The following is a 25,583-nucleotide window of genomic DNA, read 5'->3' on the forward strand; positions in this document are numbered from 1 at the left end:
GGTGTAACGGTGAAGGCTATCCGTCGATTTACCGTCCGCACCGTTCTGCCCGATTCGCTCGGCGCCCTCGAGGAGCTTGCCACCAACCTCCGTTGGTCCTGGCACCTTCCCACCCGGGAACTGTTCGAATTTATCTCACCAGAAATGTGGGAGTCGAGCGAACACGACCCCATAGCCCTGCTGGGCGAGATCGAACCGGACCGGCTGGCCGAGCTCGCGGGGAACGGCGAATTCGTGGCGCGGGCGAACGCCCTGCGCGACGACCTGCACCGGTATCTCGGCGAACCGCGCTGGTACCAGCAGTCCTGTTCGAGCGATGCCCCGAAGGCGATCGGCTACTTCTCGCCGGAATTCGGCATCGCGGCCGCGCTGCCGCAGTACTCCGGGGGTCTCGGCATCCTCGCCGGCGATCACCTCAAGAGCGCCTCCGACCTCGGAGTGCCCATCATCGGGGTCGGCCTGTTCTACCGGTCTGGCTACTTCGCCCAGTCGATCTCGCCCGACGGCTGGCAGGAGGAGGCCTACCCCGTACTCGACCCGGACGGCCTGCCACTCTCGGTGCTCCGCCATCCGGACGGCACCGCGGCCCAGGTCGCGCTCGCCCTCCCCGGCGGCGGCGCCCTGTACGCGCGCATCTGGCAGGTGGCCGTCGGCCGCATCCCGCTCCTGCTGCTCGACACCGACATCCCGGAGAACGACGACGCGATGCGCTCGGTCACCGACCGCCTGTACGGCGGCGGCGGCGAACATCGCCTGCTGCAGGAACTCCTTCTCGGGATCGGGGGAGTGCGCGCCATCAAGCTGCTCTCCGAGCTCACCGACACCGAGGTTCCCGAGCTCTTTCACACCAACGAGGGCCACGCCGGCTTCCTCGGTCTCGAGCGCATCAGCGACCTCATCGGCGAGGGGCTGTCGTTCAACGAGGCGCTCCAGGTGGTGCGGGCCGGAACGGTCTTCACCACCCACACGCCGGTGCCGGCCGGAATCGACCGCTTCGACTCCGCCCTCATCGAGCAGTACTTCTCCACCGACCTGCTGCCGGGAGTCGACGTGGGCGACGTCCTGGCCCTGGGCGCGGAGAACTACGACGGCGGTACGCCCAACACGTTCAACATGGCCGTGATGGGACTGCGCCTCGGCCAGCGCGCCAACGGGGTGTCCCGGCTGCACGGCGAGGTGAGCCGTGGAATGTTCGGGGCACTCTGGCCCGGCTTCGACAACGTCGACGTGCCCATCACGTCGGTGACGAACGGCGTGCACGCGCCCACCTGGACCGACCCCTCGCTCGTGGCGCTCGCCGAGGAGAGGCTCGGCACGTCTGACACGACTCTCGCCGACTGGTCGTCACCGGCGGTCGGCGACGGCGACCTGTGGAGGGTGCGCAACGGGATGCGGGCCCAGCTCGTGAAGGACGCCAGGCACCGGGTGGCGAAGGCCTGGGGCGTGCAGAACCCCGGTGTCGGCGATCCGGCGTGGGTCGCGGACATGCTGGACCCGGAGGTGCTCACGATCGGGTTCGCGCGGCGCGTGCCCACCTACAAGCGGCTCACCCTGATGCTCCACGACCCGGAGCGGCTGCGCTCGATCCTGCTCGACCCGGAGCGCCCGGTGCAGATCGTGATCGCGGGCAAGTCGCACCCCGCGGACGACGAGGGAAAGCGGCTGATCCAGCGGCTCGTGGAGTTCGCCCAGGAGCCGGATGTGCGCAAGCGCATGGTGTTCCTGCCCAACTACGACATCGGGATGGCGCAGCTGCTCTATCCGGGCACGGACGTCTGGCTCAACAACCCGCTGCGTCCGCTGGAGGCCTGTGGCACGTCCGGCATGAAGGCGGCGCTCAACGGCTCGCTCAACCTGTCGATACTCGACGGCTGGTGGGCCGAGTTCTACGACCAGGAGAACGGCTGGGCGATCCCGAGCGCCGATTCGGCCGGGGACGCCGCGGAGCGGGACAAGCTGGAGGCGGACTCGCTCTACGACCTCATCGAGCACCAGATCGCGCCGCGGTTCTACGACCGCAACGCCGAGGGAGTGCCGGTGCGATGGGTGGAGGCGATCCGCCACACGCTCAAGACGCTGTCGCCGGAGTTGTCTGCCGACCGGATGGTGCGCGAATACGTGGAGCGACTGTACCTGCCGGCCGCAGCGGCGGCCCGCACGATCTCGGCCGACGCCTTCGCCCCGGCGCGCGCGCTCGCCGAGTGGAAGACGAAGGTGACGGCCGCCTGGCCGCGCATCTCCGTGTCGCACGTGGAGTCCGGGGGAGTGGATGCCGTGCCGCAGGTGGGCGACGAGCTGCAGGTGCGGGCGCACGTCAACATCGACGGGCTCAGCCCGGACGATGTGGCCGTGGAGGTCGTCTACGGTCGCGCTCGCGAGGGGGACCAGCTGGAGAACCCGGAGCGGGTCGAGCTCGTCGCGACGAAGGGCACCGGCAATCCCGTGCAGTTCGCCGGCACCGTGGTGCTGTCGCGGGCGGGAAGCTTCGGCTACAACGTGCGTGTGGTGCCGCGGCATCCGTTGCTCGCGAGCCCGGCGGAACTCGGACTGATCACGGTCGCCAACTAGAGCTCGTTCTCTCAGGCCCGTCTCGCGCTCAGGCGCGGGGCGGGCCTTTTTCGCGCTCTGCGCCCGGGCGGACCGCGTGTGTCCCCCTCGTTGTACCCCGACTCCGCGCGCCCGTCATCTGGGCGATACGCTCCGATGCCGTTGTACCCCACTTGGATACGGGACGTCTCAAAAGTATACGAAATTCGTTGTTGCGCGCCGCCAGCACCACGGATTCCGTAGCAAATTTACCAAATTGTGCGGATTCCGGCGCAAAGCCGGTATATCGGTGTGCCTCGCACTGGGGGCAAATAGAGGATAGACAAGTTCGTCTGTCCGTATAAAGTTCATCTAGGGGGAAGCTTTCCGCTCGGCCATTCACCCAGCACGTCGGCCGGGCGCTGCGGCCACCACGAGCGAGTCACGGTGCTGCCGGGGGACTCACTGCTACATGCCCACGGATGGGCAAAGGCCGCGCACGCGGCAGCACACAGACACTCGCATTCCGACCAGTGGACTGCAACAGACCCGACATCGCCCACCGGCTGTCGCGAAAGGAATCATCATGAACAAGCTCACCAAGGCGGCAATCGCCGGAGGCGTCGGCATCGCTCTTCTTCTCGGCGGCGCGGGAACCCTCGCTACCTGGAACTCGTCGAGCAACATCAGCGGCGGGACGATCGTCTCCGGCAAGCTCGTGGTCGGAACCCCGGCCGCCGGCAGCTGGACCGTTGCCCACCTCGTTTCCGGAAGCACCACCGCGTACTCGACACCCGTCTCGACCACGCTCGCCAGCTACGCGGCAGCTCCGGGCGACAAGCTCATCTACACGACGACCGTTCCGATCACCGCGGTCGGCACCAACCTGGTCGCGACGCTGGGGCTCACCCCTGGCGCGATCGCTGGCACCACGTCCGCGGTCCCCGCGACGCAAGCCACCAATAACGCGTTCGCGAGCTTCCTCGGCGCCAACACGATCGTCGCGATGACCGGTACGGGCATCACCGGTACCGCCCCGGCGTACTCGATCAGCGGAGCAGCGGGCACCACGACCGCGACGGTGACGGCGACGATCACCTTCGCCAGCGGTGCCGCCGGTGCCGAGAACACCGCGATGCTCGGTTCGGTCGATCTCTCCGGAATGGCCGTCTCGCTCACGCAGAACTCCTAGCGGCCGGCGGCGAACGCCGCTTCCGCGACTGCGGGTGTCCGGCCGGTCGGCCGGGCACCCGCGGTCTCCATCGAAGAACCATCAGTCTGTTCACCCGGCGTCGAGGAAGGGCGGTGAGGACAATGCGTGAGAACCCCGGAATGATGCAACGGATCTTCTCGATCCGGTTCATCCTCAAGGCGCTCGCCGCAGTCACGGTCGCGCTGCTCGTCGGCGTGATTGCGACCGGTGGCACCTACGCCCTCTGGAACACAAGCACGACCATCGCCGGCGGAACCGTGAAGGCGGGAGCCGCGACCCTTGTGGTCTCGAGCCCTCTCACGATGTCGTCGACCCCGCTCTATCCGGGTCTCACGACCTACGGCGCCTTTGTGGTCACCAACTCGGGTGACGTGCCGCTTCAACTTAGCGTTCAGTCGCTCACCGGCGTGATCGCCTCCTCCTTTTCGCGAAGCCTCACCGTCTCGGTGACGGTCGATCCCCGGGTCGGCGGCACCGTCGCCGACTGCCCGGGCCTGGCGTCCTACCCCTGGTCGCTGGTATCGACCGCACCGACCACCGGCTCTCTCGGGTCGACCCTCAACACGGGGGCCTCGGCGACCGTGTGCGTTTCCACCACCCTCGACTCGGGCGCGCCCACCGCGGCCCAGGGCCAGTCGGCTCCGGCCTTCGTTCTCACCATCGGGGGGACCCAGCCATGAGAACGTTCGGCAGTCTCACTCGTGCCGGCCGGTTGTCGCTCGTGGCAGGACTCACCGTTTTTCTCGTTCTCGCCGGCACGGGGGTGGCCACGGCCGCCTGGACCTCGGCGGCCTCGGTCACGGGATCGGTGACAGCGGCCACCACCTCGCTCACCATCGCCGGCGCTCCCTCACTTTCCACCACGTACGCCTTTGCCGGAACGGCGTCTCAATCACCGAATATCGTGCGCACCATGGTCGTGGCCAACACCGGGACCGCGCCGCTCACCTACTCCCTCTTCGTGAGCGGCGTCGCGGGCAACGCCCTCGCACCGCTGGTGACACTGACTCTCTGGACCACAGCAGCAACCTGCTCGACCACCGCGGGCAGCGGGGCGACGACAGGAACCATCGCGGCCCCGCCCACCCTTCCAACCGGCGCGCTCTCGGCGGCGCCCGGGGCGACCTACACGCTGTGCGCGTCCACCTCGCTGAACAGCACCATCGCGGCGTCGCAGGGGCTGTCCGTCACGCCGACCCTGACGATCACAGGGACCGCGGGCGGCTCCTGGTCCGCAAGCGCGTCCGACGCGACGTTCACCCAATCGGTGTACCAGATCAACCCGGTTTCCCCCACCTGCCTGCGAAGTGGCAACGTCGTGACCCTGAGTTGGATTGCCCCGCCGAACACGAGCATCTCGAGCGCGGTCACCTACCGAGTGGTGGATGCCTTCGACAACACCATCGTGATCAAGCCGTACCAGACCGGCCTCAGCGTGCAACTCGTCTCCGGCGACGTGAGCGGATCGTCGGGCAGCCTGGTTCTCCAGGCGCGCGAAGCCGAATACGGCACCAGCGTCGCAAGCGCTCCGGTCACCGTGTATGTGAAGGGCGTGTTGCGATGCCCGTGACCGTGCCCACATCCCCGCGTCGATTCCTCCGGAAGGCGATCACCGTTCCGGTCGTGCTCGCGGCGCTCGCGCTGTTCCTGGCCATCGCACCCGGGCCGGGCGCTGCCCGGGCCGCGGGCGGCGACATACTCGTGAGCCTCGACGGCGTGAACTGGTCGGCGACGCTTCCCGTCGGACTGTTCGCCGGGGAGGGGACTGTCGTGCCGGGGGACAGCATGAGCCGCACCCTCTGGATCGACAACACGACGTCGTCCCCCGCCATACTGCGGCTCAGCAGGATGGAGCCGGCCCCGATGAGTCCGCTCAGCCGGGCGATGTCTCTCACCGCCACCGTGGCTGGCTCGAACCGAATCCCGCCGTCGGTCACCGACGGCACTTGCGTGCAACTCACTCCCGATGAGATCCTCGGCGCCGGACGGTCGATATCGATCGTCGTCACTCTCACCATTGCCGACCTGGCGGGCACCGAGGCGCAAGGTGGTTCGGCTCCTCTGAGCCTCCTCGCGAGCCTCAGCGCCGTGGGCGGCACCGCCGCCTCGCCCTGTGCCGCGGGAGGAACGAGAATCCCGGTCCTGGGCACGGCACCGGCCGTTTCGGCGTCAGACGGGTCGCTCGCCTACACCGGCGGAGGACTGCCCTATCCTGCAATCATGATCGCGAGCCTTCTCACCGGACTAGGACTCTTCGCCCTTCTCGCCGCCCGTCGTCGGCGGCGAGCCGAGTGAGGCGATCACTCGGCGCTCGTGCTGGCGAGCCGGATTCCTCCAGGAAGCCGGTCGAGAAGGGTTTGCGGCACTACATCGGCCTCGCGCTCAGCGGAGCCGTCCTGCTGATGGTTCTCGCATTGGGCGCCCTGGTCATCGTCGTTCCGGCGATCTCGGGGGGCACGGCCCTCACCGTGCTCACTCAATCGATGGAACCGAAACTTCCCCCGGGCACCCTGATCATCATCCGTCCCACCCCGATCGACGAGATCACGATCGGTGATGTCCTCACGTATCAGATCAAGTCGGGCGAGCCGGCGGTGGTGAGCCACCGCGTGATTTCGCGAGCGGTCGACTCGAAGGGGCGAACCACCTTCATCACGAAGGGGGACAACAACGATCTGCCCGACGCCGCCCCCGTGCAGAAGGTGCAGATCAAGGGGACCCTCTGGTACAGCATTCCGTGGCTCGGATATGTCAACAACCTGGTGGGAGGGCAGGGGCGCAGCCTCCTCCTGCCGCTCGTTGTCGCCGCGCTTTTCATTTACGCGGGGTACATGGTCGCGAGCTCCGTGGTGGCTTCGTCGAGGAAGAAGCGCTTGCAGGCCGCGCCAACAGAGCCCGCCGCGCCAGCAGAGCCCGCCGCGCCGATTCCCGTCGTGACGCGCACCACGCGCCCGGCGCCGTCGCCGGTGCGGTTCCTGGCGTCGGTCGCCGTCGGCCTTCTCCTCGGCGTCTCCGCCTACCTGCTCATCACCGGCGGCTCCGGCCGGGGCAACCGGTTCAGTCGCGACTGATCGCGGCGACGAGGGCGCCGGTTGCCGCCACGAGGTCTGCGGGGGAGAGCTCGATCTCGAACCCCCGGCGGCCACCCGAGACGAACACCGTGTCGAAGAGCTCCGCGGTCTCGTCGAGCACCGTCCTGAGGCGGGTCTTCTGCCCGATCGGGCTGATGCCGCCCACCACGTAGCCGGTCTTGCGTTCCGCGACCGCGGCATCCGCCATCGCCGCCCTCTTCGCGCCGATCGCCGAGCTCAGCGCCTTGAGGTCGAGCTTGCCCACCACCGGCACGATGCCGACCACGAGCGCTCCGTCGGCCTCGGCCAAGAGGGTCTTGAACACCCGGTCTGGCTGCACGCCGAGAGCCTCGGCCGCCTCGAGACCGAAGGACGCCGCCGCCGGGTCGTGGGAATACTCGTGGGTGGTGAACGGGATGCCGAGGGCCGCGAGCGCGACGGTGGCCGGGGTGCCGGCCACGACTAGCGCTCGCTCTCCCGTGCTGCCGCCCGTGCCGCCCTCTGCCGCGATTGTTTTCGTGGGTCAGGTACGTGCCCGTTCGCGCCAGCACAAACCTGACGAGGGGGAACAAACGCGCGTGTCGCGGTCGCGGGGCGGAGTGTCGCGGCCGGGTGGCGAGGCATCAGTGCGCCCGGAAGAGTTGCATCGAGGCCGGGGCGAGGGTGAGCGCCGTGCCGGGCTCATGCACCTCGCTGGCCGCGGAGTCGTCTGCGCTGTTCCAGAGCAGTTCGTAGGAGGTGACTCCCTCGTGCTCCGGCAGGCAGACGGTCTCCTCCGCCTCCAGGCCGTGCACGATCAGAAGGATGCGGTTGAACTCCTCGAACTCGGGAGTGGATGCCGCGAGGTATTGCAGGGTTCGCTCCTGGGGGGAGTCCCAGTCCTCGATCGACATCGAGGCGCCCTCCTTGTTGAACCAGTCCATCTGGGTGGCGGATGGCACCGTCTCGCCGAAGATGCCGAACCGCACCGGCCTCAGCGCCGGGTTCTCGCGGCGCAATCGCAGGAGCTTCTGCGACACCAGAAGCAGCTCGTCCTGCCAGTCCTCGTGCTCCCACGGCAGCCAGGTGAGTTCGCTGTCGTGGCAGTATGCGTTGTTGTTGCCCCGCTGGCTCCTGCCGAACTCGTCGCCCGCCGTGATCATGGGCAGGCCCGCCGAGAGCAGGAGCGTGCCGAGCAGGTTGCGGATCGCCTTCTCCCGCGCGGCGAGGATGACGGCGTCGTGGGACGGCCCCTCCACCCCATAGTTGAACGAGTGGTTGTTGTCCGTACCGTCGCGGTTGTTCTCGCCGTTGCCGAGGTTGTGCTTCTGGTTGTATGCGGTGAGGTCGGCGAGGGTGAACCCGTCGTGCGCGGTGACGAAGTTCACCGACGCGAGCGGGCCGCGTTCCTGTGAGAACACGCCGGCGGATCCGGAGAGCTTGGACGCGAGCTGGCCGATGCCGATCGGCGCGCTGCCGTCGGCCCGGGCGGCGGCGATGTCGGAGAGCCAGAAGTTGCGCGCACGGTCGCGGTAGTCGTCGTTCCATTCTGACCAGCCGTCCGGGAAGTTGCCCACCTGCCAGCCGCCCATCCCCACGTCCCAGGGCTCGGCGATCATCTTCACCCCGGCGAGTTGCGGGTCGGTGACGATCGCCTCGAGCAGCGGATGATTCCGGTCGAAGTTGACGTCGGAGTCGCGCCCCAGCGTGGCGGCGAGGTCGAACCGGAAGCCGTCGATCTGCACCTCGTTGGCCCAGTACCGCAGGCTGTCCAGCACGAGGCGCTGCGCCGCCGGCAGGGCGAAGTTCACGGTGTTGCCGCACCCGGTGACGTCGATGTACTTGCCCCGGGCATCCTGGCGGTAGTACGAGGCATTGTCGAGGCCGCGCAGGGAGGTTGTCGGGCCGCCGCGCCCCTCCTCCGAGGTGTGGTTGTAGACGACATCGAGAATCACCTCGAGGCCGGCCTCGTGCAGCAGCTTCACCATGCCCTTGAACTCCCGGAGCACCGCGCCGGTGCCGCCGAACTGGGCCTCGCGGCTCGCGTACGCCGCGTGCGGGGTGAAGAAGTTGAGGGTGTTGTAGCCCCAGTAGTTGGTGAGGCCCTGCTTGATCAGCCGCTGTTCGCTCACGAACTGCTGCACCGGCAGCAGCTGCACCGACGTCACCCCGAGATCCTTGAGGTAGCTGATGGCCGTCTCGTGGGCGAGACCCGCGTATGTGCCGCGCAGTTCCTCCGGCACGGCCGGGTTGAGCTTGGAGAGGCCCCGCGCATGCGCCTCGTAGAGCACGGTGTGGTCGAGCGGAATCGCCGGCTTGGTGCTGCCGGCCCAATTGAAGGCGTCGTCCTGCACGTAGCAGCGCCATTCGCCGTTCGGGGTCCTGGCCAGCCCCCTGGCGTACGGGTCGATGAGGTGCAGCGACGGATCGAACGCGTGCATCGGTCCCTTCGGCCCAGCCGCCCGCAGCGAGTACCGCGTGCCGGCCACCAGGTTGGGGGAGGCCCCAGACCAGACGTCGTGATCGTCCCTGGTGAGCCGGATGGTCTCCGATGCCCAGTTCGGGTCCTTGTCGCTGACCAGGGCGAGCTCGATCGAGGTCGCGTTCGCCGACCAGACGCGTATCTCCCCACCCTCCGGGGTGGAGCGCACTCCCAGGTCGCGCAGCGGATCGGCGGCGGGAGTCGGGTCGAGCGTGGCCTCGGGAACGTTCACGGGCATCGGATCAATCACAGGCACGAGTCCTAGAGTAATGAACCCGTGAGTCACACTTGTTACGGACGTGTAAGGAGCGAATGTGACGGTCTACCTGGATCACGCGGCGACGACCCCCATGCTTCCCGAGGCTATCGCGGCGTACACCGCGGCCCTCGGTGTCGTCGGCAACCCGTCATCCATCCACAGCCAGGGGCAAAACGCCAAGCGGATGCTGGAGGAGGCGCGCGAACGGGTCGCCGAATCCCTGGGCTGCGACCCGATCGAGATCGTCTTCACCTCGGGAGGAACCGAATCGGTGAACCTCGCGGTGAAGGGACTCTGGTGGGCCAGGCGGGAGTCGTCGCCCGGGCTGCGACGCATCCTGGTTCCGCGCGGCGAACACCACGCCACGATTGACACGGTCGAGTGGCTCGAGCGCTACGAGGGTGCTGTGGTCGAGTGGCTGCCGCTCGACGCGAACGGGCGCCTCTGCCTCGATGCCCTCGCCGCCGCGCTCGAGCAGCATGACGACATCGCCCTGCTCACGCTCCTCTGGGCGAATAACGAGGTCGGCACGATCCAGCCGGTGGCGGAGGCGGTGGCGCTCGCCACCGCGCACGGCGTGCCCGTGCACGCCGACGCGATCTCGGCGTACCGCCACCTTCCCATCGATTTCGCCTCCACCGGCCTCGCCGCCCTGTCCGTCTCCGCCCACAAGATCGGCGGCCCGCTGGGCATCGGGGCGCTCGTGCTGGCCAGGCGGGAGACCATCGTGCCGCTCATCCACGGGGGCGGCCAGCAGCGTGACGTGCGCTCGGGCACGCAGGACGCGCCGGCGGCCATCGCGTTCGGGGTCGCGGCGCAGCATCCGGCTCCGTCGCTCGCCCCGCTCCGGGACCGCGTCATCGCCGGAGTGCTGGCGGCGGTTCCCTCGGCCGTGCTGCGCGGCGACCCGACCGATCGCCTCGACAACAACGCCCACATCACCTTTCCGGGCTGCGAGGGGGACTCCCTGCTCTTTCTGCTGGATGCCGCGGGCGTCGCGGTCTCCACCGGCTCGGCGTGCCGCGCCGGAATCCCCGAGCCGTCGCACGTGCTCCTCGCGCTGGGCCTCAGCGAGGGGGAGGCCCGGGGCGCCCTGCGCATCACGGTGGGCCACACCACGACCATCGACGATGTCGACGCCTTCCTCGCCGCACTCCCCGAGGCCGTCGGCCGGGCCGGCCGGGCGGGATTCGCCGACCGGCAGGTGCGAGTCGGTGCCTGAACGCAGAGCACTCGCGCTCGCCGCGGCGGTGGGCGTGGCGATCGCGCTCGCCGGATGCACGCCGACGGCGGCCCCGCCATCCGGCTCCCCGTCCCCGTCCCCGTCTTCGTCGACCGTCGCCGCCTCGCCGCTGCGGCCGGTGTTCCCCGACCCCTTCGACGCGACGAGCGCCGCAAAGGAGTCCAGCAGGATCGGCGATGCGATCGAGGCCACGGTGCCCACGGCATCCATCGTCTACGTGGACAAGCACGACCAGCTCGTCGCCGCCACCGCCAAGGCGCCGAGCTACTTCGGCGTGCTGCGGGCCATCACCCTCTCGCCGTCGCTCGACCCGGTGGCCACCGCCGGCTCGATCGTGACGAAGCTCAAGGCCGCCGGGTGGATGCAGCTGTCGAGCAAGGACACCGGCGGTGTGCACCTCGTGACCCTCTCGAGCGGCACGCTCGCTGGCGAGTCGTGGTTCGCCGTGGTGAGCGGCGACCCGTCGACGGCCGGGCAGTCCGTGGTCGTGGTACAGCTCGCGAGTCCCGACCTGCCGTAGCGGGCGCGCCGGATGTCGTCGGCGTGGTGCAGGGTCGGGGGATGGATGAGAAGGCGACACTGCACAAATACCTGCGGGCCCAGCGCGAGAATCTGCTCGCCAAGATCGACGGGCTGGGCGAATACGACGCCAGGCGGCCGCTGACGCCCACCGGCACGAATCTCCTCGGCCTGATCAAACACGTGGGCAGTGTGCAGCTCGGCTACTTCGGCCTGGTGTTCGACCGACCCGCCGAGCGGCAGCCGGCGTGGATGGCCGATGACGCCCCGATGGACGCCGACATGTGGGCGGCGGTCGACGAGTCGCGCGACGACATCGTCGACTTCTACCGCTACTCGGGGGAGCACAGCGACGCGACCATCGAGCTGCTGCCGCTCGACGCGCCCGGGAGAGTGCCGTGGTGGCCCGAGGAACGCCGCGACGTGACGCTGCATCAGATCCTGGTGCACCTCTGCGTGGAGATCGCCCGTCACGCCGGGCACGCGGACATCCTCCGGGAGCTCCTGGACGGGGCGGCGGGCAACGGCCCGGCCGATCCCAACCTGCCCCGCCGTCCGGCGGCGGAGTGGGCGGAGTACCGGTCGAGGCTCGAGGCCGCGGCGATCGAAGCGGCGGCCACAGAGGCCGGGGGTTCCGCCTAGCGGCGACTCCCTCGGCGGTGACTCCGGCGCCTGGCGCGGCCAGAACGCCGCGGCGCGCGCTCCCGCAGTCGGCCCGGGTCGCCATAGCCACCGCCGACCGCGCCGACCACGGACTGGGCGAACCCGGCGGCGAACGACGCGAGGGCGTCGAGGGCCGGCATCAGTCATGACATTGCCTCACTCTGCTGACACGCGCATCGGCACCGTCGAGAAGACGCTCACCGGCATCCCCGCCTGGGCCGGCGCCTAGACTCGAAGCCATGAAGGTTTTGGCGGCAATGAGCGGCGGGGTCGATTCGGCCGTGGCCGCTGCGCGCGCGGTCGAGGCCGGCCACGAGGTCGTCGGAGTGCATCTGGCGCTCAGCAGGATGCCCGGCACGCTGCGCACGGGAAGCCGCGGATGCTGCACCGTCGAGGACTCGATGGACGCGCAGCGAGCCGCCAACATCATCGGCATCCCGTACTACGTGTGGGACTTCTCGGAGCGCTTCAAGCTCGACGTGGTCGACGACTTCATCGCCGAGTACTCGGCCGGCCGCACGCCGAACCCGTGCATGCGCTGCAACGAGCGGATCAAGTTCGCCGCCCTGCTCGAGAAGGCGCTCGACCTGGGCTTCGACGCCGTGGCCACCGGCCACTACGCCACGATCCTCACCGACGAGAATGGCAACCGCGAGCTGCATCGCGCGTCGGCCTGGGCCAAGGACCAGTCCTATGTGCTCGGGGTGCTCACCGCCGAGCAGCTCGCCCACAGCATGTTCCCGCTCGGTGCGACGCCGAGCAAGGCGGAGGTGCGCGCCGAGGCGGCCGAACGCGGCTTCAGCGTCGCCACGAAGCCGGACTCGCACGACATCTGCTTCATCCCGGATGGCGACACCCGCGGCTGGCTCGCCGATCGGGTCGGCGCCCAGGAGGGCGTGATCCGCGAGCGGGACGGCTCCATCGTGGGCAGCCACGACGGAGCGCTCGCCTTCACCATCGGCCAGCGCAAGGGACTGCACCTCGGTGTGCCCTCGCCGGACGGCCGCCCCCGCTTCGTGCTCGAGGTGAAGCCGGCCACCAACGAGGTCGTCGTCGGGCCCAAGGAGGCGCTCGACCTCGCGGAGATCTCGGGCGACCGCTTCAGCTGGGCCGGACTGCCGCCAACCGATCCGCACACCCCGTTCGACTGCCACGTGCAGATCCGCGCGCACGCCGACCCGGTGGCCGCCGTCGCCGTGGTTCGGGATGGCGCCCTCGTGATCACGCCGAACGTGCCGCTCAACGGCGTCTCGGCCGGCCAGACCGCGGTGGTGTACCTCGGCACGCGCGTGCTGGGCCAGTGCACGATCGACCGCACGGTCTCCGCGGTTCCGCTCCCCGTAGCCTGACGACTCTCCTGCCCTACGAAAAGTGGCCGGAGGCTGGCGACGTCGGTGGTTCTGCCTAAGCTGAAGCCGTGCCGAACGACGACGAACTCCAGCAGGCGGGCGCCGAGGCCGCCGCGCTCACCACCCGCATCCTCGAACTGCGCGACGCGTACTACGAGCGCGACGAGGTGCTCGTCAGCGACGACGAGTACGACCACATGCTGCGCCGCCTGCAGGAGCTCGAGCGGCTCTTCCCCGAGCTGCAGAGCCAGGACTCGCCCACCCAGACTGTGGGCGGCCGTGCCGAGACCACGTTGTTCGACCCCGTGCGGCACGCCGAGCCCATGCTGAGCCTCGACAACGTCTTCTCGATCGAGGAGTTCGAGTCCTGGGCCGCGAAGGTCGAGCGCGACTCCGCGCGCCGAGTCGACTACCTGTGTGAGCTCAAGATCGACGGTCTCGCCATCAACCTCCGCTACGAGAACGGCACCCTGGTGAGCGCGGCGACCCGGGGCGACGGCGTCGTCGGCGAGGACGTGACGCAGAACATCGCCTACGTCCCCAGCATCCCGGCCCGTCTCTCCGGAGCGGGGCATCCACCCCTCGTCGAGGTGCGCGGCGAGGTCTTCTTCGAGGTGGAGACCTTCCGCACGCTCAACGCCGAACAGGCCGAGGCGGGCGAGCGCATCTTCGCCAACCCGCGGAACGCGGCCTCCGGATCCCTGCGCCAGGTCGCCGAGAACAAGTCTCCCGCGCGGCTCGAACTCATGGTCAAGCGCCTCACCCGACTGAGCATGCTCGTGCACGGCATCGGCGCGTGGGCGAACCCCCCGGTGGCGTCGCAGTCCGAGACCTACGAGCTGCTGAAGACGTGGGGGCTGCCGACGAGCACCCACTACCGCGTCACCAGCACGGCGACGGATGCCGCGGAGTTCATCGAGTACTACGGGCAGCATCGCGACAGCGTGGAGCACGAGATCGATGGCATCGTCGTCAAGGTCGACGAGCTTGCCCTGCACGACGAGCTCGGTGCCACGAGTCGCGCACCGCGCTGGGCGATCGCCTACAAGTACCCGCCGGAACAGGTGAACACGAAGCTGCTCGACATCGTCGTGAGCGTCGGCCGCACCGGGCGGGTGACGCCGTTCGCCGTCATGCAACCCGTTCGCGTGGCCGGGTCTGTCGTGCGCCAGGCCACCCTGCACAACCAGGACGTGGTGAAGGCCAAGGGCGTGCTGATCGGCGACACGGTCGTGCTGCGCAAGGCCGGGGAAGTGATTCCCGAGGTGCTCGGCCCCGTGGTCGAACTGCGCGACGGTACCGAACGCGAGTTCGTGATGCCCAGCCACTGCCCGGAGTGCGGCACCGAGCTCGCGCCGGCGAAGGAGGGCGACATCGACCTCCGCTGCCCGAACGCCAGGAGCTGCCCGGCGCAGGTGCGTGGACGCGTGGAACACGTCGGCAGTCGGGGGGCGCTCGACGTCGAGGGCCTCGGCGAGGTCGGGGCGGCGGCCCTCACCCAACCCGACTTTCCCGCCGAACCGCCGCTCGTCACCGAGGCCGGGCTGTTCGCGCTCACCCTCGAGGACCTCTTTCCGATCCGGGTGCGGGTGCGCGACGGCGAGACCGGACTCGTCAAGCTCAACGACGACGGCACCGCCCGGGTCGAGACCCCGTATCGACGCAAGCGCAGGAAGAGCGGCAAGAGCCCCGATCCGGCATTCGATCCGGCCGGGCCCTTCGCGGGGGACGAGGAATTCGTGCCGTCCACCGCGGCCACCAAGCTCCTCGAGCAGCTCGAACTGGCGAAGACCAAGGACCTCTGGCGCATCCTCGTCGCCCTGAGCATCCGGCACGTCGGCCCGGTCGCGGCCCGGGCACTGGCCGCCTACTTCGGTTCGATCGAGGCGATCCGTGCGGCGGACCGCGACGAGCTCGCGTCCGTCGACGGCGTCGGCGGCATCATCGCCGATGCGGTCATCGATTGGTTCCAGGTGGACTGGCACCTCGAGATCATCGACCGGTGGGCGGATGCCGGGGTGCAGTTCGCGATTCCCGGCCACCCGGGACCGGGCTCCGCGGTCGCCGCCGGCGGTCCGCTCGAGGGCCTGACCGTCGTGGCGACCGGTTCGCTCGAGGGCTTCAGTCGCGAGGGCGCACTCGAGGCGATCATCGCCGCGGGCGGCAAGGCGGCGTCGAGCGTGTCGAAGAAGACCGACTTCGTCGCCGCCGGCCCCGGCGCCGGATCGAAGCTCACCAAGGCGGAGGAACTGGGCGTGCGCATCATCGATGCCGGCCAATTCGCGCGACTAATCGAGTTCGGGCCGGCCGGGCTCGAGCCCTGACTCGGGCCGCCCATCCAATCGAGAATATTTCAGAAGTTCTGGTGTTTGAGCCCACGAGCCTGACACACTGGGGTTGACGACTGGTCGACCCTAGGCTATGCGGCACATCGACCCCTACTATGGGGGTAATCGGATATTTGCGTTGCCCTCGGTGAGCTTTCGGCGCCGGAACAACGATTGGATTCACCACTTTTGCTGTTTGACGTCACAGCTATTCTCAACTCGGGTACCCTGAACGGTGTCGCAGAGGCTTTCGTCGCGCACGAAATGAATCACCTGGTGTCCCAGATTTCCACCGCCGATCCGTCCGTCCAAGACCCGACGGGAATCTCGTCGGCGATCGGTCCCTACCTCACCCCGGCGCAGCAGGGCGGTGTCACCGTTCTGCCGAGCGCGGTGGATCCGTCCCTTCTCCCCAAGCTCGGCGGGGCGGCGCTGCTCGACCAGCTCGCCCTCCTTCCCAGCTCTGACATCTCGCGGTTCGTCGGCGCGAACCCGTCCAAGGTGAGCCAGCTGCTCGCCAACCCGCCGTCGGCCCGCTCGAACTCCGCCCTGTGGGCCGGGCTGTCGACGTCCGCTCAGAGGGCCCTCGCCCGGTCGGCCCCCCAGATCGTGGGCAACCTCGACGGGGTGCCGTTCGAGGTGCGGGATGCCGCGAACCGGCGCTACCTTCACCAGTCGATCTCGAAGCTCAAGGCCTCGATCGCCGCCGGCGCCGGCCGCGCCACGCTCGTCGCCGACCGGCATCACCTCGACATCCTCACGCAGGTGCAGCGCACGCTGAAGCGCACGGCGGGAGAGCCTGCCCGCCAGCTGATCACGTTCGATCCCCGCGGCGAGGCGCGGGCCGCCGTGGTGGTGGGCGATCTCGAGACCGCGGACTACGTGAGCTACCTTGTGCCCGGGATGTTCTTCACCGTTCAGGGGCAGATGTACGACTGGACCGCGATCGCCCAGGATCTCAACACCGAGCAGAACGCCTGGATCGCACGCCTCGCGAAGACCGATAAGACCATGGTCGGCAAGACCACCGCCACGGTGTCGTGGATCGGCTACACCACGCCCGGCGCCCTGGACATCGGCTCCCTCGACCGGGCCAACGAGGGCGCCAGGCTGCTCGGCAACGCTCTGCTCGGCATCCAGACGGTGCGCGAGGGTTCGGAGCCGTTCGTCACCCTCGTCACCCACTCCTACGGCTCGACCGCGGCGATGATCGAGCTCGCCAAGGGCGGCGTGTCCGTCGACGCCCTCGCCATCGTGGGTTCGCCGGGAAGCGCCACGCAGTCGGCGGCGAAACTCTCCGTGCGCAACGACAACGTCTTCGTGGGCGAGGCCGCGTGGGATCCGGTGGTGAACACCGCGTTCTACGGGAGCGACCCGGGTTCGCCGTCGTTCGGGGCCAAGAAGATGAGCGTGGCGGGCGGGGTCGACGTGATCACCCGCAAGCCTCTCGCGGCGGCAGTCGGCCATCTCGGCTACTTCGACCCCGGCACCGAGGCGATGCGCAACCTCGCCCTGATCGGCATCGATGAGAGTTCGCTGGTCACCGACGGCACACTGGCGGATGCGAGTCGCACGATCGCGAGCGCCCGGTAGCGCAGTGGTCGGTGAGCACGATGACCCGGCCGCGGTCACCCCCGAGGATTCCCGGCCGTCGCGTCGCTCGTTCCTTCGTGCCACGGGCATCGCGGCGGCCTCCGGTCTCGTCGTGGGCGGGGTCGCCGGCGGGGTGATCGGCGCCAGGATCCCCGCCCCGGGGAACGACCAGGAATTCGAGCCGCTCCCCGCCCGGGCGGAGCCCGGCTTCGACCACCTGGTCGTGATCATGTTCGAGAACCGTTCGTTCGACAACCTCCTCGGCTGGCTCTACGGCGATGGCGATCTCGCGCCCGGCCAGCGCTTTGCGGGACTGGCGGGGGCGGCGCACACCAACACCGCGCCCGACGGCACGGTCGTCGAGGCCCACGTCTACACCGGCGGCACGGACCACGTGATGGGCCAGCCCAATCCCGACCCCGGCGAGTTCTATCCGCACGTGAACACGCAGCTGTTCGATAGTGTCGACCCGCCATCGAATGCCGACCTCGCGACGAACGGCGTCTCCGCGCCCTTCAACGCCCCGCGAGACGCCTCGAATCCGACGATGAGCGGCTTCGTGCGCGACTACATCGTCAACTTCAGGGCCGAGACGGGGCGGGAGCCCACTCCCGACGAGTACCGGGTGGCGATGGGCGGGTTCTCGCCGGAGATGCTCCCCGTGTTCTCGACCCTGGCCCGAGAGTTCGTCGTCTACGACTCGTGGTTCGCGGCCGTGCCGTCCCAGACCTTCTGCAACCGGTCGTTCTTCCACGCGAGCACCTCGCACGGCTTCGTCACCAACCGGGAGGGCGACGGCATCGGCAAGTGGCTCGCCGCCCCGCCGGCACCGACGGTCTTCAACCGGCTGGAGGAGGCGGGTGTCTCCTGGCGGGTGTACTACGACGAGGACCAGCTGGTGTCGCTCACCGGCATGCTGCACGCGACGGTGCTCGAGAAGTACTGGAAGACCCACTTTCGCGGCATGGCCCAGTTCCACGCGGACGCGAAGAACGGCACGCTCCCGGCCTACGCCTTCATCGAGCCTCGGATGATCTTCAACCACAACGACATGCACCCTCCGGTCGGGCGACTGCGGGGGAGCGAGGTCGACGGGCAGCCGGTCTACGACAGCGCCCTCTCCGACGTTCGGGCGGGGGAGGTGCTGCTCTCGCAGGTCTACACCTCCATCAGGAACGGTCGCTCGGTGCCGGGCTCAAACGCCATCAACACCACGCTCGTGGTCACCTTCGACGAGCATGGCGGCACCTTCGACCACGTGCCGCCGCCCAGGGCGGTCGCCCCGCTCGCCGGCGATCCGCCCGGCGAGATGGGATTCGCGTTCGACCGGCTCGGCTGCCGGGTGCCGACGATCGTCGTGTCGGCGTACACGAGGGCCGGCACGATCGTCAACGCCGAGACCCACCACGGGGCGGTCATCAGCACCCTCGTCCGCCTTCACGGGCTCGACCCCCTCACCCGCCGGGATGACACCGCCGCGGACATCTTCACCGCGATCACCCTGGGCACGCCTCGGCAGCCGGCCCTCTGGCCGCAGACGGTGCCCGCGTACGTGCCCGCAAATCCCGAGGCGGGACTCGCACCGCACCTCGAGCACCGCCTCCGGCCGCTGAGCCCTCCGGCCTCAGGGCTCCTCGGACTCCTCCTGGCCAGGTACGAGCCGGGCGCCCCGGTGCCCGCCACCTACGGCGACGCCTACGACGTGCTGGTGAAGCACGGCAAGGGGCTGTTCGGCATCGCGGACTAGGGACGTCGGCGTCGAGGCGCCGGCCGGGCGATCGCCTCCCCGCGCCCGGAATAGACTGGAGCGTCATCCCCGCCGCGCTGGAATGCGCTCACACGTGCACGGAGCCGAATGTCTGAAGCTGTCTTGAGGTCCACGAAATGATCACGAACGACGTCGTGGCGCACCTCGCCAACCTGTCCAGGATCGCCCTGACTCCCGAGGAGATCGAGAAGCTCACGGGCGAGCTGGGCGTGATCCTCGATGCGATCAACAAGGTCCAGGAGGTCGCCACGGCCGACGTGCCGGCCACGAGTCACCCGATTCCGCTTGTGAACGTGTTCCGCCCGGACGTGATCGGCGACACCCTCTCGGCCGAGGAGGCGCTGAGCGGCGCCCCCGAGCACGACGGAAGCCGATTCAAGGTGTCCGCGATTTTGGGCGAGGAGCAGTAATGACCGACCTGACCAGGCTCTCCGCCTCCGAGCTCAGCGAGAAGCTGCAGTCCCGCGAGATCTCCAGCGTCGAGGTGACGCGGGCCCACCTCGATCGCATCGCCGCGGTCGACGGCGACATCCACGCCTTCCTGCACATCTCCAAGGACGCCATCGACACCGCGGAGGGCGTCGACGTGTTGCGCCGCATCGGCGAGGACCTCGGCCCGCTCGCCGGGGTGCCGATCGCGATCAAAGACGTGCTGTGCACTCTCGATATGCCGTCGACCGCCGGCTCGAAGATCCTCCAGGGGTGGATTCCGCCCTATGACGCGACCGTCGTGCGCAAGCTGCGCGAGGCAAACCTCGTGCCGCTCGGCAAGACGAACATGGACGAATTCGCCATGGGTTCCTCCACCGAGCACTCGGCATACGGCCCGACCCACAACCCGTGGGACCTCGACCGGATCCCCGGCGGCTCAGGCGGAGGCTCCGCGGCGGCGGTCGCCGCGTTCGAGGCACCGCTCGCGCTGGGCTCGGACACGGGAGGCTCCATCCGCCAGCCCGCGGCCGTCACCGGAAGCGTCGGCGTCAAGCCCACCTACGGCGGCGTGAGCCGCTACGGTGCGATCGCCCTCGCGAGCTCGCTCGACCAGGTGGGGCCGGTGACCAGGACGGTTCTCGACGCCGCGCTTCTGCACGACGTGATCGGCGGGCACGACCCCCGCGATTCCACCTCCCTCCGGGACGAATGGCCCAGCTTCGCCGACGCGGCCCGCGCCGGCGCCCGGGGACGGTCCCTCGAGGGAGTGCGCGTCGGAGTCGTCAAGGAACTCGACGCCCCCGGCTTCCAGGCCGGTGTGAGCCAGCGATTCCACGAGACCCTCGAACTGCTCGCCGCGAACGGCGCCGAGATCGTGGAGGTGTCAGCGCCCAACTTCGAGTACGCCGTCGCCGCCTACTACCTGATTCTCCCGGCGGAGGCCTCCAGCAACCTCGCCAAGTTCGACTCGGTGCGCTTCGGACTCCGGGTGAACCCGGTCGGCGGAGGAACGGTGGAGGATGTGATGGCCGCGACCCGCGAGGCCGGTTTCGGTCCCGAGGTGAAGCGCCGCATCATCCTCGGCACCTACGCCCTCAGCGCTGGCTACTACGACGCCTACTACGGCAGCGCGCAGAAGGTGCGCACGCTCATCCAGCGCGATTTCGCGAGCGCGTTCGACAAGGCCGACGTGCTCGTGAGCCCGGCCGCGCCAACCACCGCGTTCAGGCTCGGTGAGAAGCTCGAGGATCCGCTCGCCATGTACCTCAACGACGTGACGACGATTCCGGCCAACCTCGCGGGCATCCCGGGCATGGGGCTTCCCATGGGGCTGGCCCCGGAGGACGGCCTTCCGACGGGGCTGCAGATCATGGCTCCGGCCCGGCAGGACGTTCGCCTGTACTCGGTGGGTGCCGCGATCGAGGCGCTCCTGGAGGACACGTGGGGGCGCACCCTCATCAGCCAGGTGCCGGAGCTCGCGACGCGCTAGCGACTAGGCCTCGGCGGCGCGTTCCCGGAACGCGATCATGTTCACCCGGTTGCCGCAGCGCACGCTGCAGAAGCGCTTCGAGCCGTTGCGGGAGAGGTCGACGAGCACGCCTGTGCAGTCGTCGGCGGCGCATCGCCTCAGCCGGTCCATCAGGCCCGAGCGGATCACGTCGACGAACGCGAGTGCGACCTCGACGCGGATGCGCTGGGCGAGCGGCGCGTTCGGCTCCGTCGCGTGCAGGTGCCACGGGGATCCGTCGTGCCGCGCGAGCTGCGGAAGGGCCCGGGCCTCGGCGAGCATGGCATTGACCGCGTGCACGGCATCGTCAACGTCGAGGTCCCACAACCGTCGAATCAGGTCCCTGGTCTGACGCACGTCGCGCAGCTCGGCCTCATCGTGGTCGATCCGCCCGGAGTACGCCCAGTCGGTGAGGAATCCGGCGAGCTGCTCGACAGTGCCGATCTCGTCCGACCCGCTCCTGGACGCCGCGGGGTCGGTGTTTGCCAGCGCGACGGCGAACTTCAGGGTCTCCTCGGTGTCAGGGGCTAAATGCAAATTGACCGGTGACCTCTCGTGGTCGTAATGTCAGGGGCATACAACAATGTAGACCATGACACAGGAGGATGCGGGTGAAGCAGTCGTCGACGAGCCTCGGGCTGGTCATCGCGGTCATTGCGGCGGCGGCGTTCGGCGTCTCCGGCGCCTTCGTCAAGCCGCTCCTCGAGGCGGGCTGGAGCCCGGCGTCGGCGGTGACGCTCCGCGCGCTCCTCGGCGGAGCGCTGCTCCTGCCGTTCGCCCTCGTGGCGCTCCGCGGTCGGTGGTCGGCGCTCTGGAGAGCGCGGTGGCGCGTTCTCGCGATGGCGCTCGTGGGCGTCGCGGGCACCCAGCTGGTGTACTTCGCGGCCCTCGAGAGCATCCCGGTGGGCACGGCGATCCTGATCGAATACCTGGCGCCCCTGCTGCTCGTCGCCTTCATCTGGGCGACCAGCCGCCGGATGCCGAAACTGGTCGTGCTCATCGGCTCCGTCGTGGCGCTGGTCGGGCTCGTGCTCGTGGTGTCGCCGGGCGGCGGGGGTTCGCTCGCGGTCGTCGGGCTTCTCTTCGCCGCCCTCGCCGCGGTCGGCTGCGCCGTGTACTACGTGGTCGCCGCCCGCCCGAACGACGGGCTGCCTCCCGTCGCCCTCGCGGCATCCGGTCTCGTCTTCGGGGGACTCGTGCTCGGGCTCGCCGGCCTCATCGGCATCGTGCCGTTCGCCGTGACGTTCGGCACCGTGCGCATGCTCGGCACGGCAACCCCCTGGTGGGTGCCGCTGCTCATCGTCGGCATCATCGGCACCGCGCTCGCCTACGCCGCGAGCATCACCGCGAGCGGCATGCTGGGTTCCCGGCTCGCCTCGTTCGCGGGTCTGCTCGAGGTGGTCGCGGCCGCCCTCTATGCCTGGCTGCTGTTGGGCGAGAACCTGACGGTGCTGCAGCTGGCGGGCGGCGTGCTCATCCTCGCGGGCATCGCCTTCGTGCGATCGGAGAAGTCGGTGCAGCCGCTCGAGGCCGCCGTGCCAAACAGGCTGGGGGCACTCCCCGTAGAATCATCTGGTGGCTAAAGCTGAACTGATGGACTATGACAGGGCTCTCGAGTTGTTCGAGCCGGTGCTCGGCTTCGAGGTGCACGTGGAGCTCAACACCCGCACCAAGATGTTCTCGGATGCTCCGAACTTCTTCGGCGGCGAGCCGAACACCAACGTGACGCCGGTGGACCTCGGCCTTCCCGGTACCCTGCCGGTGGTCAACGAGAAGGCCATCCACCACAGCATCAGCCTCGGCCTCGCTCTCGGCTGCAGCATCCGCCCGTCCAGCCGCTTCGCGCGCAAGAACTACTTCTACCCCGACCTGGCCAAGAACTACCAGATCAGCCAGTACGACGAGCCGATCGCCTACGACGGCAACGTCGAGGTGGAGCTCTCGGATGGCCGGCTGTTCCAGATCTCGATCGAGCGCGCCCACATGGAGGAGGACGCCGGCAAGCTCACGCACGTCGGCGGTTCGACCGGCCGGATCCAGGGCGCCGAGTACTCGCTCGTGGACTACAACCGCGCGGGCGTGCCCCTGGTGGAGATCGTCACCAACATCATCTACGGGGCGGATCGCGACGCCCCCGAGCTGGCCAAGGCCTATGTCTCGACGATCCGCGACATCGTGCGGTCGCTGGGAATCAGCGACGCGAAGATGGAGCGCGGAAACCTGCGCTGCGACGCCAACATCTCGCTGCGCTCCCGCAAGTCGGTGGCCGAGGCCCTGGCCGCGGGCGACCCGCCGCCGCTCGGAACCCGCACCGAGACCAAGAACGTCAACAGCCTGCGCAGCGTCGAGCGCTCCATCCGCTACGAGATCCAGCGGCAGGCCGCCATTCTGGATGCGGGCGGCACGATCATCCAGGAGACCCGGCACTGGCACGAGGACACCGGCGTCACGTCGGCCGGTCGCCCCAAGAGCGACGCGGACGACTACCGCTACTTCCCGGAACCCGACCTGCTGCCGGTTGAGCCGTCCCTCGAGCTGATCGAGAGCCTGCGCGCCGCCCTGCCGGAGGCGCCGGCCATCCGCCGCCGTCGGCTCAGGGAGGCCTGGGGCTTCACCGAGTTGGAGTTCCAGGACGTGGTGAACTCCGGCCTCCTGGTCGAGATCGAGGAGACGACTGCCGCGGGCGCCTCGCCGGCCCAGGCGAGGAAGTGGTGGACGGGCGAGATCGCCCGGCTCGCGAACGCCGCCTCGGTGGATGCGTCCTCCCTCGTGTCCTCGATCCACGTGAGCGAGCTCATCGGGCTGATCGAGGCCGGGGAGCTCACCGACCGTCTCGCGCGCCAGGTGCTCGAGGGGGTCGTGGCGGGCGAGGGTTCGCCGAGCGAGGTCGTGGCCTCACGCGGACTCGCCGTGGTCTCCGACGACGGAGCGCTCATCGCCGCCATCGACGAGGCCCTCGCCGCGCAGCCCGACGTGCTCGAGAAGATCCGCGACGGCAAGGTGCAGGCCGCCGGCGCCGTGATCGGTGCGGTCATGAAGGCGATGAAGGGCACGGCGGATGCCGCCCGCGTGCGCGAGCTCGTGCTCGAGCGGGCCCAGCAGTAGGCAGCGCATCTCCGTGGTGCGCCATTGCGCCTCCGCACCCAATAGGCCCTCGCACCCAATAGGGTCGAAGCATGACTGAGATGCCCCGTGCCGTTTGTGTTATCGGGGAGGCGCTCATCGACATCGTGCGCACCCCCGACGCGACCACCGAGCTGCCGGGCGGCAGCCCGGCCAACGTCGCCTACGGGCTCGGGTTGCTCGGTGTGGACACGACCTTCCTCACCCATCTCGGCGACGACGAGCGCGGCCGCCTCATCGCCGAGCACCTCGCGGGCGTGCGGCTCGCTCCCGGTTCCCAGTCCGCCGCGCGCACGTCGACCGCCGCCGCGACCATCGGGGCGACCGGCGCGGCGAGCTACGTGTTCGATCTCGACTGGAGCCTCCCCGCCGCTGCCTCGACGCCGCCGGCGCGGGTGCTCCACACCGGCTCCATCGCGAGTTTCCTCGCGCCGGGGGCGGACACGGTACGATCCCTGCTTAAGGCCGCCGAGGCCGGCACCATCGTCACCTACGACCCCAACATCCGCCCGAGCATCATCGGCAGCCGGGACGACACCATCGGCCGCTTCGAGGCGATGGCGTCCCTCGCGAGTGTGGTGAAGCTGAGCGACGAGGATGCCGCGTGGCTCTACCCGCACCTCACGGTCGACGAGGTGCTGCCCCAGGTGCTCGCGCTGGGTCCCCGCCTGGCGATCGTGACTCTCGGGGGCGACGGATCAATCCTCGCGACCCGGGAACTGCGAGTCGAGGTGCCGTCCGCCGCGGTGACGGTGGTCGACACCATCGGCGCGGGGGACACCTACATGGCGTCGCTGGTCTACTCCCTCCTCGACATCGACCCGGCCGTCGTGTCCGAGGCCGAACTGCTCGGGATGGGCCGGCGGGCGGCCGCCGCCGCCGGCATCACCGTGTCTCGCGCGGGTGCCGACCTGCCGACCCTCGCCGAGGTGGAGGCCGCGCTCGAGGCCCTGGCCGAGCCGGAGCCGGAGCCCGATACCGGCCTGGAGACCGAGCCGGAGACCGGCCCGGAGCCGGTGGCCGACCAGCCCTAGCGCTCCGGGGCCGCGCAGGCGGGGCGACTGGCCCTCGCGCCGGAGACGCCACAGGAGTAGCGTTCGCTCAAGTCCTTGAAGCGCGTTACCCGAACCGCACCCGGAGGCTCCCATGATCGTCGAACACGCCCTGATACCGGTTGGACCGGGGGAGGAGGCCGACTTCGAGCGGGCCTTCGCCGCGGCCCGAAAACTCATCGAGTCGAGCCCGGGATTTCTCGGCCTCACCCTGTCGCGCGGCGTCGAGACACCGAGGACGCACCTGCTCATCGTGCAGTGGGAGAACTCCCGGATGCGAGGGGCCGGATTCACGATCTCGCCGGCGTTCCGAGAGTGGAGCGCCCTGCTGCACGACTCGTACCAGCAGTTTCCGGTGGTGGAGCACTTCAGCTTCATCGCGTAGCGGGGCACCCGAGGTTGGAACCGCCGCATCCGACTTCGCTCTCGTCTCCACTGCACCGCGAGTGGGCAAAAGTGGCGCCACCGGCGTTGGAG

At 69.2% G+C, this 25,583-nt stretch carries 22 protein-coding genes; 19 read left to right on the forward strand and 3 right to left on the reverse strand.

What is annotated here, in order from left to right; genetic code table 11:
* The first annotated feature begins 9 nt into the window (after nucleotides 1–9).
* The 6 genes from glgP to ACHZD8_RS14940 all read left to right on the forward strand — a co-directional run bounded on the left by glgP (nucleotide 10) and on the right by ACHZD8_RS14940 (nucleotide 6,810).
* A complete protein-coding gene (gene glgP / locus ACHZD8_RS14915; RefSeq protein WP_394771234.1) occupies nucleotides 10–2,568 on the forward strand; it encodes an alpha-glucan family phosphorylase in 2,559 nt (852 codons plus the stop codon).
* Between the two features lie 544 nt (nucleotides 2,569–3,112).
* The gene (locus tag ACHZD8_RS14920; RefSeq protein ID WP_394771215.1) at nucleotides 3,113–3,718 is read left to right on the forward strand and encodes an alternate-type signal peptide domain-containing protein; all 606 of its coding nucleotides are present in this window, start codon (nucleotides 3,113–3,115) and stop codon (nucleotides 3,716–3,718) included.
* A 140-nt stretch (nucleotides 3,719–3,858) separates the two neighbouring features.
* Nucleotides 3,859–4,419 (forward strand): hypothetical protein, encoded by a 561-nt coding sequence (locus tag ACHZD8_RS14925; protein ID WP_394771216.1) that lies wholly within the window; start codon nucleotides 3,859–3,861, stop codon nucleotides 4,417–4,419.
* Entirely contained in the window at nucleotides 4,416–5,309 is an 894-nt protein-coding gene (locus ACHZD8_RS14930) for a hypothetical protein (protein ID WP_394771217.1), read from the forward strand. The genes ACHZD8_RS14925 and ACHZD8_RS14930 overlap by 4 nt, the downstream gene beginning before the upstream one ends.
* A complete protein-coding gene (locus tag ACHZD8_RS14935; RefSeq protein ID WP_394771218.1) occupies nucleotides 5,306–6,034 on the forward strand; it encodes a hypothetical protein in 729 nt (242 codons plus the stop codon). Before ACHZD8_RS14930 ends, ACHZD8_RS14935 begins: the two co-directional genes overlap by 4 nt.
* On the forward strand, nucleotides 6,031–6,810 hold the full coding sequence (locus ACHZD8_RS14940; RefSeq protein ID WP_394771219.1) for a signal peptidase I: 780 nt from the start codon (nucleotides 6,031–6,033) through the stop codon (nucleotides 6,808–6,810). The genes ACHZD8_RS14935 and ACHZD8_RS14940 overlap by 4 nt, the downstream gene beginning before the upstream one ends.
* On the opposite strand, the gene ybaK is transcribed toward ACHZD8_RS14940, so the two are convergent.
* Together ybaK and glgX are read right to left on the reverse strand one after the other, a co-directional pair.
* Nucleotides 6,797–7,270, reverse strand: coding sequence for a Cys-tRNA(Pro) deacylase (gene ybaK / locus ACHZD8_RS14945; RefSeq protein WP_394771220.1), 474 nt, complete (start codon nucleotides 7,268–7,270; stop codon nucleotides 6,797–6,799). The two genes, ACHZD8_RS14940 and ybaK, sit on opposite strands and share 14 nt — an antisense overlap.
* 163 nt (nucleotides 7,271–7,433) lie before the next feature.
* Nucleotides 7,434–9,509, reverse strand: coding sequence for a glycogen debranching protein GlgX (gene glgX, locus ACHZD8_RS14950; protein WP_394771235.1), 2,076 nt, complete (start codon nucleotides 9,507–9,509; stop codon nucleotides 7,434–7,436).
* A gap of 76 nt (nucleotides 9,510–9,585) precedes the next feature.
* On the opposite strand from glgX, the gene ACHZD8_RS14955 reads away from it, so the two are divergent.
* The 9 genes from ACHZD8_RS14955 to gatA all read left to right on the forward strand — a co-directional run bounded on the left by ACHZD8_RS14955 (nucleotide 9,586) and on the right by gatA (nucleotide 20,913).
* Nucleotides 9,586–10,752 carry a cysteine desulfurase family protein gene (locus ACHZD8_RS14955; RefSeq protein ID WP_394771221.1) on the forward strand — a complete coding sequence of 389 codons (1,167 nt, stop codon included), beginning with the start codon at nucleotides 9,586–9,588 and terminating at the stop codon, nucleotides 10,750–10,752.
* Nucleotides 10,745–11,293, forward strand: coding sequence for a hypothetical protein (locus tag ACHZD8_RS14960; protein ID WP_394771222.1), 549 nt, complete (start codon nucleotides 10,745–10,747; stop codon nucleotides 11,291–11,293). The genes ACHZD8_RS14955 and ACHZD8_RS14960 overlap by 8 nt, the downstream gene beginning before the upstream one ends.
* A gap of 41 nt (nucleotides 11,294–11,334) precedes the next feature.
* Nucleotides 11,335–11,934, forward strand: coding sequence for a DinB family protein (locus ACHZD8_RS14965; protein WP_394771223.1), 600 nt, complete (start codon nucleotides 11,335–11,337; stop codon nucleotides 11,932–11,934).
* Between the two features lie 260 nt (nucleotides 11,935–12,194).
* The gene (mnmA, locus tag ACHZD8_RS14970) at nucleotides 12,195–13,304 is read left to right on the forward strand and encodes a tRNA 2-thiouridine(34) synthase MnmA (protein ID WP_394771224.1); all 1,110 of its coding nucleotides are present in this window, start codon (nucleotides 12,195–12,197) and stop codon (nucleotides 13,302–13,304) included.
* A 68-nt stretch (nucleotides 13,305–13,372) separates the two neighbouring features.
* The gene (gene ligA / locus ACHZD8_RS14975) at nucleotides 13,373–15,628 is read left to right on the forward strand and encodes an NAD-dependent DNA ligase LigA (RefSeq protein ID WP_394771225.1); all 2,256 of its coding nucleotides are present in this window, start codon (nucleotides 13,373–13,375) and stop codon (nucleotides 15,626–15,628) included.
* A 279-nt stretch (nucleotides 15,629–15,907) separates the two neighbouring features.
* Nucleotides 15,908–17,224, forward strand: coding sequence for an alpha/beta hydrolase (locus ACHZD8_RS14980; RefSeq protein ID WP_394771226.1), 1,317 nt, complete (start codon nucleotides 15,908–15,910; stop codon nucleotides 17,222–17,224).
* Between the two features lie 4 nt (nucleotides 17,225–17,228).
* Entirely contained in the window at nucleotides 17,229–18,971 is a 1,743-nt protein-coding gene (locus ACHZD8_RS14985) for an alkaline phosphatase family protein (protein WP_394771227.1), read from the forward strand.
* A gap of 137 nt (nucleotides 18,972–19,108) precedes the next feature.
* Entirely contained in the window at nucleotides 19,109–19,402 is a 294-nt protein-coding gene (gene gatC, locus ACHZD8_RS14990; protein ID WP_147783776.1) for an Asp-tRNA(Asn)/Glu-tRNA(Gln) amidotransferase subunit GatC, read from the forward strand.
* Complete coding sequence (gatA, locus tag ACHZD8_RS14995; RefSeq protein ID WP_394771228.1) at nucleotides 19,402–20,913, forward strand: Asp-tRNA(Asn)/Glu-tRNA(Gln) amidotransferase subunit GatA; 1,512 nt, start codon at nucleotides 19,402–19,404, stop codon at nucleotides 20,911–20,913. Before gatC ends, gatA begins: the two co-directional genes overlap by 1 nt.
* Nucleotides 20,914–20,916: 3 nt before the next feature.
* Here gatA and ACHZD8_RS15000 read toward each other — a convergent pair whose 3' ends face one another.
* The gene (locus tag ACHZD8_RS15000) at nucleotides 20,917–21,468 is read right to left on the reverse strand and encodes a CGNR zinc finger domain-containing protein (protein WP_394771229.1); all 552 of its coding nucleotides are present in this window, start codon (nucleotides 21,466–21,468) and stop codon (nucleotides 20,917–20,919) included.
* Nucleotides 21,469–21,542: 74 nt separating this feature from the next.
* Between ACHZD8_RS15000 and ACHZD8_RS15005 the strand changes: the two genes are divergently transcribed.
* The 4 genes from ACHZD8_RS15005 (at nucleotide 21,543) to ACHZD8_RS15020 (ending at nucleotide 25,491) form a co-directional block, all read left to right on the forward strand.
* A complete protein-coding gene (locus ACHZD8_RS15005; protein ID WP_394771230.1) occupies nucleotides 21,543–22,514 on the forward strand; it encodes an EamA family transporter in 972 nt (323 codons plus the stop codon).
* On the forward strand, nucleotides 22,507–24,036 hold the full coding sequence (gene gatB / locus ACHZD8_RS15010; RefSeq protein ID WP_394771231.1) for an Asp-tRNA(Asn)/Glu-tRNA(Gln) amidotransferase subunit GatB: 1,530 nt from the start codon (nucleotides 22,507–22,509) through the stop codon (nucleotides 24,034–24,036). Before ACHZD8_RS15005 ends, gatB begins: the two co-directional genes overlap by 8 nt.
* 71 nt (nucleotides 24,037–24,107) lie before the next feature.
* Nucleotides 24,108–25,088, forward strand: a complete 981-nt coding sequence (locus ACHZD8_RS15015) for a PfkB family carbohydrate kinase (protein ID WP_394771232.1) — start codon at nucleotides 24,108–24,110, stop codon at nucleotides 25,086–25,088.
* A gap of 112 nt (nucleotides 25,089–25,200) precedes the next feature.
* Nucleotides 25,201–25,491, forward strand: coding sequence for an antibiotic biosynthesis monooxygenase family protein (locus ACHZD8_RS15020; RefSeq protein ID WP_394771233.1), 291 nt, complete (start codon nucleotides 25,201–25,203; stop codon nucleotides 25,489–25,491).
* Nucleotides 25,492–25,583: the final 92 nt, after the last annotated feature.

Origin of the sequence: Lacisediminihabitans sp., assembly GCF_043726815.1 — a bacterium.
In the GTDB taxonomy this organism is placed as follows: domain Bacteria; phylum Actinomycetota; class Actinomycetes; order Actinomycetales; family Microbacteriaceae; genus Lacisediminihabitans.